Source organism: Azospirillum oryzae, from assembly GCF_008364795.1.
Classification (GTDB): Bacteria; Pseudomonadota; Alphaproteobacteria; order Azospirillales; family Azospirillaceae; genus Azospirillum; species Azospirillum oryzae.
Genome location: NZ_VTTM01000002.1, coordinates 509748 through 522318 on the forward strand (window position 1 = coordinate 509748; position 12571 = coordinate 522318).

General features: G+C 68.1%; 15 protein-coding genes. 4 read left to right on the top strand and 11 right to left on the bottom strand.

Going from position 1 to position 12571, the window contains the following annotated elements; translation table 11 throughout:
• Positions 1-4: 4 nt before the first annotated feature.
• The 10 genes from nifT to nifA form a co-directional block, all read right to left on the bottom strand.
• The gene (nifT, locus tag FZ938_RS08395) at positions 5-214 is read right to left on the bottom strand and encodes a putative nitrogen fixation protein NifT (protein ID WP_109156501.1); all 210 of its coding nucleotides are present in this window, start codon (positions 212-214) and stop codon (positions 5-7) included.
• Between the two features lie 39 nt (positions 215-253).
• Positions 254-1405: a cysteine desulfurase family protein gene (locus FZ938_RS08400; protein WP_246457734.1), complete on the bottom strand. Its 1152-nt coding sequence runs from the start codon at positions 1403-1405 to the stop codon at positions 254-256.
• A 28-nt stretch (positions 1406-1433) separates the two neighbouring features.
• Entirely contained in the window at positions 1434-1739 is a 306-nt protein-coding gene (locus FZ938_RS08405) for a nitrogen fixation protein NifZ (protein ID WP_063635114.1), read from the bottom strand.
• Between the two features lie 43 nt (positions 1740-1782).
• Positions 1783-2112 carry a nitrogen fixation protein NifZ gene (locus tag FZ938_RS08410; RefSeq protein WP_149198106.1) on the bottom strand — a complete coding sequence of 110 codons (330 nt, stop codon included), beginning with the start codon at positions 2110-2112 and terminating at the stop codon, positions 1783-1785.
• Between the two features lie 30 nt (positions 2113-2142).
• Positions 2143-2967, bottom strand: a complete 825-nt coding sequence (locus FZ938_RS08415) for a 4Fe4S-binding leucine-rich repeat protein (RefSeq protein WP_149198107.1) — start codon at positions 2965-2967, stop codon at positions 2143-2145.
• Complete coding sequence (locus tag FZ938_RS08420) at positions 2964-3479, bottom strand: hypothetical protein (RefSeq protein ID WP_149198108.1); 516 nt, start codon at positions 3477-3479, stop codon at positions 2964-2966. The genes FZ938_RS08415 and FZ938_RS08420 overlap by 4 nt, the downstream gene beginning before the upstream one ends.
• Before the next feature lie 54 nt (positions 3480-3533).
• Positions 3534-3725, bottom strand: a complete 192-nt coding sequence (locus tag FZ938_RS08425) for a 4Fe-4S dicluster domain-containing protein (protein WP_085090027.1) — start codon at positions 3723-3725, stop codon at positions 3534-3536.
• 56 nt (positions 3726-3781) lie between these two features.
• A complete protein-coding gene (nifB, locus tag FZ938_RS08430; protein WP_425492017.1) occupies positions 3782-5347 on the bottom strand; it encodes a nitrogenase cofactor biosynthesis protein NifB in 1566 nt (521 codons plus the stop codon).
• 184 nt (positions 5348-5531) lie between these two features.
• Positions 5532-6428, bottom strand: coding sequence for an adenylate/guanylate cyclase domain-containing protein (locus FZ938_RS08435; RefSeq protein WP_246457738.1), 897 nt, complete (start codon positions 6426-6428; stop codon positions 5532-5534).
• A 104-nt stretch (positions 6429-6532) separates the two neighbouring features.
• A complete protein-coding gene (nifA, locus tag FZ938_RS08440) occupies positions 6533-8449 on the bottom strand; it encodes a nif-specific transcriptional activator NifA (RefSeq protein WP_149198109.1) in 1917 nt (638 codons plus the stop codon).
• A gap of 351 nt (positions 8450-8800) precedes the next feature.
• Here nifA and FZ938_RS08445 point away from each other — a divergent pair, with 351 nt between their 5' ends.
• The 3 genes from FZ938_RS08445 to FZ938_RS08455 are packed head-to-tail and all read left to right on the top strand — an operon-like array spanning position 8801 to position 11465.
• A complete protein-coding gene (locus tag FZ938_RS08445) occupies positions 8801-9511 on the top strand; it encodes a TetR/AcrR family transcriptional regulator (RefSeq protein WP_149198110.1) in 711 nt (236 codons plus the stop codon).
• A complete protein-coding gene (locus FZ938_RS08450) occupies positions 9508-10491 on the top strand; it encodes an HlyD family secretion protein (protein WP_149198111.1) in 984 nt (327 codons plus the stop codon). Before FZ938_RS08445 ends, FZ938_RS08450 begins: the two co-directional genes overlap by 4 nt.
• On the top strand, positions 10488-11465 hold the full coding sequence (locus FZ938_RS08455) for an ABC transporter ATP-binding protein (RefSeq protein ID WP_149198112.1): 978 nt from the start codon (positions 10488-10490) through the stop codon (positions 11463-11465). The genes FZ938_RS08450 and FZ938_RS08455 overlap by 4 nt, the downstream gene beginning before the upstream one ends.
• 5 nt (positions 11466-11470) lie before the next feature.
• Here the strand turns inward: FZ938_RS08455 and FZ938_RS08460 are convergent, their stop codons facing one another.
• Positions 11471-11839, bottom strand: a complete 369-nt coding sequence (locus tag FZ938_RS08460) for a hypothetical protein (RefSeq protein ID WP_149198113.1) — start codon at positions 11837-11839, stop codon at positions 11471-11473.
• Between the two features lie 364 nt (positions 11840-12203).
• Here FZ938_RS08460 and FZ938_RS08465 point away from each other — a divergent pair, with 364 nt between their 5' ends.
• Complete coding sequence (locus FZ938_RS08465) at positions 12204-12428, top strand: SMc00767 family acetate metabolism repressor (protein WP_085090721.1); 225 nt, start codon at positions 12204-12206, stop codon at positions 12426-12428.
• Positions 12429-12571 lie beyond the last annotated feature (143 nt).

Sequence of the window (12571 nt, forward strand, 5' to 3'; positions counted from 1 at the left end):
GGCGTCACTCCGTTCCGCGTTTCTTGGCTTCGACGGTGATCGGCAGGCGGGTGTCGTCCGGCATCTCCGGCAGGTCGAGCGTCCAGCCGTTGGCGACCTTGATCCAGCCGCCCCACAGGCCCGGCTTTTCCATCTCGACGATGGGTTCCTCCAGGTCCTTCTTGGCGACGTAGATCGTGTATTGCTCGGATGCCTTGCGGATCATCACCTTCATCGCGGACACTCCATCCTTTTGTTCTGATTGTCTTTTGTCTCAGGCGGCGATCAGCCGGGCGTGCAGCGCCGGCAGTTCCGACAGGACGGCGTCCACCTCCGCCGCAGTGGTGTAGCGGCTGAGCGAAAAGCGCAGGCTGGCGGCGGCCTGGGCGCCGTTCAGCCCCATTGCGGTCAGCACATGGCTCGGCTCGTTGCCGCCGGAGGAGCAGGCGGCGCCCATCGACACCGCGATGCCGGCGCGGTCGAGCCGCATCAGCAGTTCCTCCGCATCCACGGGATGGCCGCGGCCGTCGGCGAAGCGGATGTTGCTGGTGTTGGGCAGCCGGGCGGCGCCGGCCCCGTTCACGACGGCACCGGGCCAGCGCGCGAGGATGCCCTGTTCCAACCGGTCGCGCAGGAAGGCGATCAGGTCCGCTTCATCCAACCAAAGCGACGCCAGCGAGGCGGCGGCGCCGAAGCCGACGATGCCCGGCACGTTCTCCGTCCCGCCGCGGCGGCGGCGTTCCTGATGGCCGTGGATCAGCGCATGGAAGGGCGCGCCCTTGCGGACATAGAGAGCGCCGACGCCCTTCGGTCCGTGCATCTTGTGGGCGGACAGCGTCAGGTAATCGGCGATGCCGCAATCGACCGGCACCCGGCCGGCCGCCTGCACCGCGTCGCTGTGGAACAGCGCGCCATGGGCGTGGGCGATGGCCGACGCCCCCTCCACCGGCATCAGCACGCCGGTCTCGTTGTTGGCCCACATCATGGAGACCAGCGCCGTCGCCTCCGTCACCACGGCGGCGAGATCGACCAGCGAGGGAAGGCCATCGCGGTTCACCGGCAGGATGGTGACGCGCCAGCCGCGCTGGCGCAGATCGTCGAACAGGGCCAGCGTCGCCGGATGCTCCACCGCGGTGGTGACGATGTGGTCGCGGCGGTGGTCGGTCTCCTCGATGACGCGGAGCGCGCCCAGGATGGCGGCATGCGTCGCCTCGGTGGCGCTGCCGGTCATCACCAGATCGGCCGGCTTCGCGCCGATCAGTGCCGCGACCTGCGCCTTGGCCTCGCTGACCGCGCGGCGGGCGGCCATGCCGGCGGAGTGGGGACTGGACGGGTTGGCGAATTCGCCGAACAGGTGCGGCATCATGGCGTCGCGCACTTCCGCAGCCAGGGCGGTGGTGGCGTTGTTGTCGAGGTAGATCGTCATCACATCACCCCCCATCACATCACTCCCATCACATCACTCCGGGCACGCCGCGCCGCGACCCGTCGGCCGGGACGATCTCCTCCTCCAGGCAGCCGACGACGGTGCCGCCGGGGAACTCCACCAGATAGACCGGCAGGCTGCCTTCCTCGGTGCGGCCGACGCGGACGATCACGCCCGGCGTGCCCTTCGGCGCCAGCAGCGCACCGTCCGGCACCTGCGGATGGCTGCCGTCGTTGAACAGGTCCTCCTGCACCGTGACCCGCAGGCCCCAGTCGTACAGCGGTTCGCGCGGCGGGATGAAACCGGGCTTGGCGGCGGCTTCGACGTCGGACATCGCGAGGCTCCTTATCAGGTGGGGACCGGGGTCTTGGACCGGGTTATTGGGGGTCGTTGCAATGGGCGTCGATCACTTCCAGCTCGCGCGCACGCATGCCGACGACGACTCGTTTTTCATAAAAATCAACGGCATAGATGTAATACATCTGCAGATAGGTCCCGATGGAGATGACGTAGCCGACATCGCCCTCGCGGATCAGGAAGTCGCCGACCGGACGGCCGGGATAGGTGCCGTCATTGCGCACGTCGCGCAGGGCCTTGACCTTGAAGCCCTGTTCCAGCACCGGCGGGCCGACCAATTCGTTGGCGTCGTCGGCATTGCGGGCGCGTTCGCGGCGGTATGGGGCGGTGGCGGTATCGGCTTCGGTCATGGCGCTGGCGCTCCGTCGGTCGAGGGGCCGCTACAGCGGCGGAAGGTCGTTGGCGATGGTGAGCCCGGCGGCGAGGCCGGCGGCGCGCTGGCGGGCGATGGCACGCACCTCCTCCTCCGGGTCGTCGAGCAGGGGGCCGAGCTGTCCGGCGTCGATCCGCCCGGCCACGGCAAGGCGGACCATCCAGTCGGCGTCAGGCAGCAGCACATGCAGCTTCGACGCCGGCAGCCGCTGGGCCACCACCAGCCGCACCCGGGGGCTGTCGTCCCAGGCGAGGCTGGGCAGCCAGTCCATGGAAAGGCGGCGGGCGACCTCCACCCGCACCTCCGGATCCTCGTCATGCATCATCGCCGGCAGCATGCCGTCGGGGATCCGCCGCACCACGCGCAGCCGCACCGAACAGTCGGGGTCGCGCATCAGCGGCGCGAGGTCGGCATCCTCCAGCCGGCTGGCGACGGCGATACGCACCTCGCGGTCGGGGTCGTCGCGCAGTTTCAGCAGCAGCCGGCGCGGCAGCCGGCGGGCCAGGACGGAGCGCACCGTCTCGTCCGGATCGTTCATCAGGCGGGGAAGCTGGAAGATCGGGGCGAAACGCGCCGCGTTCGCCCGCACTTCGAAGTAGGAATGGTCGAGATGGCCGGCGGCGAGGTCCGGGTTCCATTCGAAGAAGCGCTGGATGCGCTTGGCGTAGCGGTCCTGCACGCAGGCCTTCAGCGGCAGGCAATGGCCGGTCAGCTTGCCGCCTGCGGGGAGCGCGGTGGTCTCGGGGTCGAGGCGGCGGTCGCGGTGGGTGCAGGCGGTGCAGTCCACCGGTTCGCCGCGCCAATCCAGGGATTCGAGGATGTCGTCGCTCATGCGCCGGCCTCCTCAAGTTCATGCCGGTCGGCAACCGCGATCAGGCGGGCGGCGCCGAAGCGGTCGTCGGGGTCGAGGTCGCAGACTTTGGTCAGCGCCTCCCGTCCGGCGTCGAGCCGGCCGGTGCGCAGCAGCAGGTAACCGATGGCGACCAGGGCGAACAGGAACAGGCGGGGCGCCGGCTCCAGCCCGCGGAAATCGGCGGTGGCCGGGGTGACGGCGCGCCAGTCGGTGTGGTTGACGCCGAGCGCGGCCATGGCGTGGCCGATCATGCGCTCGCCATAGACCAATGCCTGATCGAGATTGGCCTTGTAGAAGTGGAACTTGTAATGGCCGAGATCGACGAGGCGGTGGCCGGGAGCGACCTCCGCCGCGCGGGCGAGATGGGCGAGCGCCGCCCCGCTGTCGGCATAGCTGGCGGCGGCCAGATGCAGGCAGCGTTCCGCCTCGGGCGGGAGATCCCCACCATAGTAGCGGCGGGCGAGCCAGTCCTCATCCACCTCGTCCAGCATGGCGCGGTGCTCCTGGGGTTCTCCCTCTCCCCTCGGGGGAGAGGGGACTTCACATCACGCCGGAACGCAGCAGTCGGCCGGGCAGACGGCGGCGCATTGCGGGCTGTCGAACTGGCCCTGGCACTCGGTGCACTTGGCCGGGTCGATGACGTAGGTGCCTTTCTTCAGGCTGATCGCGACGTTCGGGCACTCGGCCTCGCAGGCGCCGCAGACGGTGCATTCGGCGGACTTGATCTTGTAGGCCATGGCTCTCTCCTTCGGTGATGGGATGGCTGTGGAAGGGGGAAAAGGGAGGTGAGGTGTCAGGCGCGGCGCGCGGTCAGCGCCCCGGTGCGGATCACCGCGTCCTGGCCGGCGCGGGACTGGACGGCGCCCTGGCCGAGCCGCTCGGCGTAGTCTTTGAAGTAGGCCAGCGCCGATTCCTCGATGTAGTCGAAGGCGAAGCGGTCGACCGGCTCGATCCCGGCATCGGCCAGCGACTTGGACGGGCAGCCGCCGATCTTTGCGACGAACACCGCGGTGCAGTCGTTGATGGCCGCCAGCACGCCGTCCAGCGTGTCCACGTCGCCGGAACCGCCCTCGCAATACTGGTCGACGCGGCGGTGGCCGACGAACTTGGCGCCGCCCGGACCCACCTCGTAGATTTGGAATTCCTTGGCGTGGCCGAAATGCTCGTTGATGCGCTCGCCGCCCTTGGTGGCGACGGCGATCAGGATGGGGTCGACCGTGAAGCCGATGCTCTCGCGGACATCGGCCTGGGCGGCCGCCTTGGAGGCATGACGGCCGGCGCGTTCGGCCTCGACATGGTCGCGGTAGCTGCGGCGGGCCTCATCGTCATAGTCGATGGCGCCCATCGCCTCGATCTTGTCGGCGGTGAACTCCTCGCCACGGTCCTCGCCCAGCAGCCCGACCGCATCGGCGCGGCACTGGCGGCAATGGCGCATCAGCTTGGCGCCGCCCTCGCAGGCGTCCTGCACCACCTTCAGCTCCTGCGCGGTGGGTCCGCGCTGGCCGTTCAGGCCGAACCAGGTGCCGTGGGCGGCGTCGGAGATCAGCGGCATGATGTTGTGCAGGAAGGCGCCGCGGCTCTTCACCGCCTTGTTCACCTCCAGCAGGTGTTCGTCGTTGATCCCCGGGATCATGACGGAATTCACCTTCACCAGGATGCCGCGCGAGGTCAGCATCTCCAGCCCCAGCATCTGCTGTTCGTGCAGGATCTTGGCGGCGTCCAGCCCCGTCCAGCGCTTGTGCTTGTGGAAGATCCACGGGTAGATCCGCGCGCCGACCTCCGGATCGACCATGTTGATGGTGATGGTGACGTGGTCGATGTTGTACTGCGCGATGGTGTCCACATGGTCGGGCAGGGCCAGACCGTTGGTGGACAGGCACAGCTTCAGGTCCGGCGCCTTCTTCTGCAGCATTTCGAAGGTGGCGAAGGTGTTCCTGCCGTTCGCCGCCAGACTGTCGCCGGGGCCGGCGATGCCGATCACCGACAGTTGCGGGATTTCCTGGGCAACGGCGAGGATCTTCTTGATCGCCTGATCGGGGGTCAGCTTTTCGGAGACCACGCCTGGCCGGCTCTCGTTCGAGCAATCGTATTTGCGGTTGCAGTAGTTGCACTGGATGTTGCAGGCCGGGGCGACCGCGACATGCATGCGGGCGAAATAGTGATGCGCCTCTTCCGAATAGCAGGGGTGGTTCTTCACCTTCTCCCACACCGCCGGGTCCATGTCGGCCGGACCATCGGACGATCCGCAGGACGACGACGAACAGCCGGACGCCGCCTCGGGCGCTGCCGGCATCGTCGCGGGCGGGGCCAGTTCCCCGAGCCCGAAGATGCTGTCGAGCGAAACCACGTTGCTCATCATCCACTCCTTCCCTGCCGTGCCGGACGACACCGTTGGACGAATGGAGGAAAAGCAAGTTCGGGGCCAGAGCGGAGAATTAAGTAGTTACAATGGCTTGCCGGGATTTGTCGGCGTCGCGGACGCTGTCGTCATTGCGACAATGGCGGGTGTGGCAGGGAGCTTTGTCGGGGTGCCGACAAACCGGTCAGGCCAATTCGCCGCGGAAGGCGACGACATGGTCCTGGCTCTCGTCCAGTGCCTCCGCGCCGAAGCCGATCAGGCCGCTGCCGACCAGCTTGGTCGAATCGCGGCGCAGCACCACCGGCGGCGACCCGCCGCTGCGGATGTAGGTGCCGTTGGTGGAATGGTCGGTCAGCAGGAAGCTTTCGCGGGTGAAATCGATCACCGCATGCTGGCGCGAGGTCTGGCGGGAGGCGATGCGCAGTCCGCTGCTGTCCTCCCGGCCGATGGTGACGCGCGGCAGCCCCCGGCTCATCGTGATGTCCTGCCCACGGTAGGAGAGGTGCAGGGTCACCATGCTGCGGCCGGCCTCCGGCACCAGGGAGAAGCCCAGCGTCGTGCTTTCGATGGCGTCGTCGGCCTCGTCGGCGGAGCGGATCTGGTGGACGCGGATCGGTGCGGCCTTGCCCTTCATCGCGACGTTGCTCAGCGGCTTGGTCCGGCTCCGCTGGTCCGGCGACAGGCCGTCGACCAGCGCCTGGGTCGCCAGGATTTCGCCCGGCCGGGCGATCTGCTGCACCCTTGCGGCCACGTTGCAGGCGTCGCCGTACAGGTCGCCCACCCCTTCGATCACCGCGCCGAAATGGATGCCGATGCGCAGCCGCATCCCGTGCAGGTCCTGGATGCCGATCATCGCGCAGGCGGCGCGGGCGCTGTCGTCGCATACCGGAAAGGCGGCGAGCAGCCCGTCGCCCAGGCTCTTGATGACGCCGCCGCGTTGCTCCTCCACCAGCCGGCGCAGATGGGCCAGCACCCGCTGCGTCAGCGCCGCGGCGGTGGCGTTGCCGATTCGCTCGTACAACATCGTGCTGTCGGCGATGTCGACGAACAGCAGGGCAAGGGGCTTCTCAAGCGAAGGCAAGACGGAAATCCGTTGGGACGGGGAATGCGCCATCGAACCGAAGGCCCGTCAGGGTAGCACGAAATCGCAGCGAAGTGTGACGGAGAGGGAGCTTCGCCCGATTCCTAGAACCGCTTGATCTCGATGTTGTACTTGCGCAGCGCGTAGCTCACCTGCCGCGTCGTCATGCCCAGCAGGCGGGCGGCCTTGGCCTGGACCCAACCCGTCCGTTCCATCGCCCAGACCAGGCGGTCGCGCAGCGGACCCGACTCGGGCTCGTCCAACGGCAGGTCGGGGCCGGCTGCCGCCGGCTGCGGAGCCGGCGCGGAGGGGATGGCGGGGGTGGATGCCGCCGGTTGCGGAGCGGGCAGGGGCACGATGGCCGAGGGCGGCAGCGGCTTGGAGGCGCCGCAGACCGGCATCGGCCCGGCCCCGCAGCCGGACGCGCAGGCCGGCCACTGTGCGCCGCCGGGGGCGCCGTTCAGCGCTCCGTTGGCGGGGGCCGGCACGGCCGGCGGCATGGCGGCGCCGTTCATGGGGGCCGGCTGAGCCCGCCCTTGCGCCGGATTGCCCACCCCCGGATTGCCGGCCGCCGGGTTGGTGGGGGTCCCGCTCATCGACGGCGCCAGCCCACCGACGGCGGCGCCCATGGTGCGGTACTGGAACAGCACCGACGAGTTGCAGAGATTCATGCTGCAGGACAGGTCGGGCACGCGGATGGTGCCGTTGCGGCACTGGGTCGCCGCGCGCTCGATGCAGTTCTCCAGCTCGCGCACGTTGCCGGGCCAGGTGCAGCGGTTCAGCACCTCCAGCGCCTCGGCGGCGATGTCGAGGTTCAGGCCGTTGTCGCGGCCGAACTTGGCGACGAAGTGCTTGGCCAGCGTGGCGATGTCGCCGCGCCGTTCGCGCAGCGGCGGCAGGTGGATCGTCACCACGTTGATGCGGAAATAGAGATCGGCGCGGAACTTGCCGTGGCCGACCGCCTCCTCCAGGTTCAGGTTGGTGGCGCAGATCAGCCGCACGTCGGTCTTGATCGTCTTCGACCCGCCGACCCGCTCGAACTCCTGCTCCTGCAGAACGCGCAGCAGCTTGGCCTGGAAGTTGGAGGAGATGTCGCCGATCTCGTCCAGGAACAGGGTGCCGCCCGACGCCAGTTCGAACCGGCCCTTGTGGTCCTTCTGCGCGCCGGTGAAGGACCCCTTCTCGTGGCCGAACAGCTCCGACTCCAGAAGCGATTCGGGCAATGCTGCGCAGTTGACGCGGATGAAGGGGGCGTCCTTGCGCGGCGACAGGTTGTGGATGGCCCGCGCGATCAGCTCCTTGCCGGTGCCGCTCTCGCCGCGGATCAGCACGGTCGACTTGAAGGGCGCAACCCGGTGCACCTGGGCCAGCACGTCGACCATGTTGGGGCTGGTGCAGACCACGTCGTTGACGGGGGCCACCACCGGCCGCAGTTCCTTCTGCACGCGGAAGGTCTCGCGCATCATGAAGCGCCGCTCCTCCGCCACCGTCCGGTGCAGGCGCACGGTCTGGCCGATCAGGTTGGCGACCATGGTCAGGAAGCGGACATCGGAGCCGAAATGGCCGCTGGGGCCGTCGTCGGAAATGCGGTCGATGGTCAGCACCCCGATGACGGTGCCGGCGGCCTTGATCGGCACGCCGACCAGCGACGCCACCTGTTCGTCCAGATCGTCCCGCCCGCCGGAGCGGTTGTTGAACAGCGGCTCTTCCGCCAGGTTGGGAACGACGGCCGGCATGCCGGTCTTCAGGATGCGGCCGCTGATGCCTTCGCCCTGGTTGTAGTCGATTTCCTGTGCCGGCGAGTCCTTCGGCAGCCCTTGCGCGGCGACGAGCCGCAGAGCCCCGTCCTCGCCCTGGAGATAGACCCGGCCGCGGTGCATCTGCAACTGATAGGACAGCGCGCGCAGCACCTCGCGCAGGGTTTGTTCCAGATCGAGCGACGACCCGAGGATCTTGCTGACCTCGTAGATCGTCAGCAGCTCCAGGCTGGAGGATGACGCGGACTGGGCAGCACTCGGCATGATCGATCCCCTTGCTCGGCAGGAGGCCCGGGCATATGCCGGACAAGGTCGTCCAGGCATCGCAATGCATCGGGTCCCGGCGTCGGCGCCTTGATCCGTACCTCCCGATAACCGCGGCGACCGTTGGTCCGGCCACGCCGTTCATGCCCTGTTTTGGAGCCCGCCGTCCGGGCCGGGGACGGCCGCGACTCTGTTCGTACGCGGCCAGCCGGTGGAAAGTGTCCGTGACTACTCGCCGAAAGGCAAGACTTTTTGCATAGATTCCGCTGCGTCGCACAATGACCTTAGCCATTGGTGGAAGGGCCGAATCGTGTTAATTACTGACTGGTCAGTTATGAAAAGGGGCGAGCCATGCCCTCCCGCCAGTCCGGTCCCGTCTCCGATCCCGATTCCGGTCCGGTTTCTCCCGGCGACCCGCCGCGCTGGCGCCGCCGCAAGGAGGCCCGCCCGCAGGAGATCGTCGCCGCCGCGATGGATGTCTTCGCCGAACGCGGTTTCGCCGCCGCAAGGCTGGAGGAGGTGGCGGCCCGCGCCGGCGTCAGCAAGGGCACGCTCTATCTCTACTTTCCCAGCAAGGACGAGCTGTTCAAGGCGGTGATCCGCGCCGCCATCCTGCCCAACCTTCAGCAGGCCGAAGCGCTGGTCGCTGCGGCCGGCGGACCCTGCTTCCCGGTGCTGGAGCGGCTGCTGCGCATGGTGGCGCGGCTGATCGCGACGACCCGCATGGCGGTCATCCCGCGGCTGGTGATCGCCGAGGCCGGCAATTTCCCGGAGCTTGCCGCCTTCTACCACCGCGAGGTGATCCGGCGCGGCTTCGGCTTGCTGGCCGCCCTGTTGCGGCGGGGAATCGACAGCGGCGAGTTCCGCCCCGTGGCCGTCGATCCCACTGTGCGTCTGATCGTGGCGCCGCTGCTGATGAGCGCCGTGTGGCGGACTTCCTTCGACGGTGTCGACGGCGAGCCGCCGCTGGACGTGACGGCGTTGGTGGAAACCCACATCGACAATCTGCGCCGGGCGCTGCTGCGCAAGACAGAAGACCTGGCGGAGGAGGGCGCGCCATGAGCGGCTTTCTCGGGACCATACTGGACGGTCTGACCGCGCTGGCGCTGGCGGTCGGTCTGCCCATCGCGGCCGGCGGCCCGCCGCCGCTCGCCCATGGCTATGTGGAGGGCGAGTATCTGCGCATTGCCGCCCCCAGCGCCGGCATGCTGGAGAGCCTGTCGGTCACCCGCGGCACCCAGGTGGCGGCTGGAGCGCCGCTGTTCGCCATCGACCGCGCCACCGCAACGGCGGAACGCGACCGGCTGACCGCGGCGCTGGCCCAGGCGCGGGCGCAGCGCGCCGACCTCGCCACCGGCAAACGAGCGCAGGAGGTGGCGGTGCTGGCCGCGCAAAAGGCGCGGGCGGAGGCGGCTCTGCGCTATTCCACCGCCGAACTGGCTCGCCAGCGGGAACTGGTCGCCCACAAGGTCTCCTCTCCCGACAAGCTGGATCAGGCCCGTGCCGCCTATGACCGCGACCGCGGCCAACTGGCGGAGGCGGAGGCGCAACTGGCGGTCGCGGCGCTGCCCGCCCGTCCGGAACAGCTGCGGGCGGCCGACGAGGCGGTGACCCAGGCGGAGGCGGCGTTGGTCCAGGCGGAGCGCCGGCTCGCCGATCTGGCTCCCGTCGCCCCGGCGGCGGCGCTGGTGGACGATACGCTCTACAATCCCGGCGAATGGGTGCCGGCGGGCTCCCCGGTGGTCTCGCTCCTGCCGCCGGAGCGGGTGAAGCTGGTGCTGTTCATGCCGGAAACCGCCATGGCGGGAGTGGCGCCGGGAGGAACCCTGTCGGTGCGCTGCGACGGCTGCCCGCCCGGCCTGTCGGCGCGGGTGACGCGGATCGCCTCCCAGGCCGAATACACGCCGCCGGTGATCTACAGCGTCGGCAGCCGCGAGAAGCTGGTCTTCCGGGTGGAGGCGGTGCCGGATCGGCCGCTGAATCCGGGGCTCCCGGTCGATGTCTGGCCAGTCAATGCCCAGGCGGCGGGGACGACGCCATGAGAGAGGACGGCGCACCCGCCGCCGGCACCCCCGCCATCGACGTGCGCGGGCTGGTCAAGCGCTTCGGCAGCAAGACCGTGGTCGACGATGTGTCGATCCGGGTCGAGACCGGGGAGATCTATGGCTTCCTCGGTCCCAACGGGTCGGGCAAGACCACGACGATCCGCCTGCTGTGCGGCCTGCTGACCCCCGACGCGGGGGAGGGCACCTGCCTTGGCCTCGACATCCGGCGGCAGAGTGCGGCGATCAAGCGGCAGGTCGGGTACATGACCCAGAAGTTCAGTTTCTGGGAGGATCTGAGCATCGCCGAGAACCTGGACTTCGTCGCCCGCATGTACGGTCTGCCCGACCGCCGCCGCCGGGTGGCCGAGGCGCTGGACCGGCTGGGGCTGTCCAACCGCCGCACCCAATTGGCCGGGGAATTGTCGGGGGGCTGGAAACAGCGTCTGGCGCTGGCCGCCTGCATCCTGCACGAGCCGAAGCTACTGCTGCTGGACGAGCCGACGGCGGGTGTCGATCCCAAGGCGCGGCGGGAATTCTGGGACGAGATCCACCGGTTGGCCGGGGAAGGGCTGACCGTGCTGGTCAGCACCCATTACATGGACGAGGCGGAACGCTGCCACCGCATCGCCTACATCGCCTATGGGACGCTGATGACTCATGGAACGGTCGATCAGGTCGTCGCCGATTCGGGCCTGCACACCCGTCTGGTCGCCGGCAACGGCCTGCACCGCATCGCCGCGGCGCTGGAAGGACAGCCGGGGGTGGAGATGGTCGCGGTGTTCGGCAGCCGTCTGCATGTCAGCGGCAGCGACGCCGCGGCGCTGGACCGGGCGCTCGCTCCCTGGACTGAACAGCGGGGGACTGCACAGCCGGGTACCGGACAGCCGGCGCTGCGGATCACCGCGACGGAACCGACGCTGGAAGACGTCTTCATCCACCTGATGAACCGCAGCACCGACAATTTCCGCTGAGACGCTTACTCGGTCTGGGCAGAGGTGACGCCGGTGTTCTTGTTCCACTTGAGCGTCAGCTTGGCGATCTGGCAAAGGTTCAGGCCCTGCCACACCGCCGATTCACCATCGTCATAGACGACCTTCATGTCCCACTTGCAGGTCTTCTCGGCCTTCGCGAAGGAGACCTCGAAATATTCGCCGTCGTCCAGGACGTCGCGGCCGAGGATATCCTCGTCCCAGCTGTTGTTGTTGTTTTCGGAAACGTAGATGTGCTTCAGCGGATAGCCGGTCTTGTTGACGATCGTGAAGTCCTGTTGTCCGGCGAACGCCGCACCATTCAGCAGGAACAGAGAGGACGCGACCAGCAGGGCCTTGGCGGCGACGTTCTTCAAGATAAGCTCCGTGTGGGGAAATTACGTTTGTGTCTAAATTTGGGCACTGAAATCGAGATACGTCAACAGTCGAGTTAATCCGAATTTTTGTCATGACCCTGAAGCATTATTTCTTTCGTTGGAAAGAAAAAGCTGATGGCGGCCGCTCGACGGCACGACGCAGGGGAAGCGGCGATGTGAAGCCGTTCGCCGGTTGCAAGAGGCCAATGGTCGCAAGCGCTTGGCGCGTCGGGAACTTTGTCGCGGCGCACACAATGTGGTACATGATGGAAACCGGCATCCGAAGCCGGGCAAGATCATGACCAAGTTCTGGACCGCAGCCGGTCCCGCCGGGGCGGTCCCAATCCAGGGGAAGGAACAACGCATGTCGGGATTCAAGGACGCGCCGCCGGACGACCGTTCGGAGCTGACTCCGGAGCAGGAAAGCGCCATCCGCATCGTCGCCAACAACCTGCATCGCCTGAACGACGCCGTCGTCAAGGCGGTCGAGGCCGGCGTGACGGTGGAACTGATGCGCACCGCCCGCTATCACAACGAGGCCGGCAACTGGGGCGACCAGCTCACCCCGGTGATCCGCCCCGGCAAGTGATCGCTTCCGGCCGAACAGGCCGGTAGCTTGGCGAAAAGGCCCCATCCGTCCAGCGGATGGCGGCCTTTTTTCGTATGTCGACAAAATTCGATGGCTGACGGAAGAAAGGGTGGCCGGCAGCGGCAATGGCCACAAACTTGTTG

What these genes read in the sequence shown, in the direction of transcription:
- FZ938_RS08420 (WP_149198108.1), bottom strand. Translation starts at nt 3,479, where the DNA reads ATGCTGGACGAGGTGGATGAGGACTGGCTCGCCCGCCGCTACTATGGT.
- nifA (WP_149198109.1), bottom strand. Translation starts at nt 8,449, where the DNA reads ATGCCGAGTGCTGCCCAGTCCGCGTCATCCTCCAGCCTGGAGCTGCTG.
- FZ938_RS08465 (WP_085090721.1), top strand. Translation starts at nt 12,204, where the DNA reads ATGTCGGGATTCAAGGACGCGCCGCCGGACGACCGTTCGGAGCTGACT.
- FZ938_RS08415 (WP_149198107.1), bottom strand. Translation starts at nt 2,967, where the DNA reads ATGAGCGACGACATCCTCGAATCCCTGGATTGGCGCGGCGAACCGGTG.
- FZ938_RS08450 (WP_149198111.1), top strand. Translation starts at nt 9,508, where the DNA reads ATGAGCGGCTTTCTCGGGACCATACTGGACGGTCTGACCGCGCTGGCG.
- FZ938_RS08425 (WP_085090027.1), bottom strand. Translation starts at nt 3,725, where the DNA reads ATGGCCTACAAGATCAAGTCCGCCGAATGCACCGTCTGCGGCGCCTGC.
- FZ938_RS08400 (WP_246457734.1), bottom strand. Translation starts at nt 1,405, where the DNA reads ATGACGATCTACCTCGACAACAACGCCACCACCGCCCTGGCTGCGGAA.
- FZ938_RS08405 (WP_063635114.1), bottom strand. Translation starts at nt 1,739, where the DNA reads ATGTCCGACGTCGAAGCCGCCGCCAAGCCCGGTTTCATCCCGCCGCGC.
- nifB (WP_425492017.1), bottom strand. Translation starts at nt 5,347, where the DNA reads ATGATGAGCAACGTGGTTTCGCTCGACAGCATCTTCGGGCTCGGGGAA.
- nifT (WP_109156501.1), bottom strand. Translation starts at nt 214, where the DNA reads ATGAAGGTGATGATCCGCAAGGCATCCGAGCAATACACGATCTACGTC.
- FZ938_RS08410 (WP_149198106.1), bottom strand. Translation starts at nt 2,112, where the DNA reads ATGACCGAAGCCGATACCGCCACCGCCCCATACCGCCGCGAACGCGCC.
- FZ938_RS08445 (WP_149198110.1), top strand. Translation starts at nt 8,801, where the DNA reads ATGCCCTCCCGCCAGTCCGGTCCCGTCTCCGATCCCGATTCCGGTCCG.
- FZ938_RS08455 (WP_149198112.1), top strand. Translation starts at nt 10,488, where the DNA reads ATGAGAGAGGACGGCGCACCCGCCGCCGGCACCCCCGCCATCGACGTG.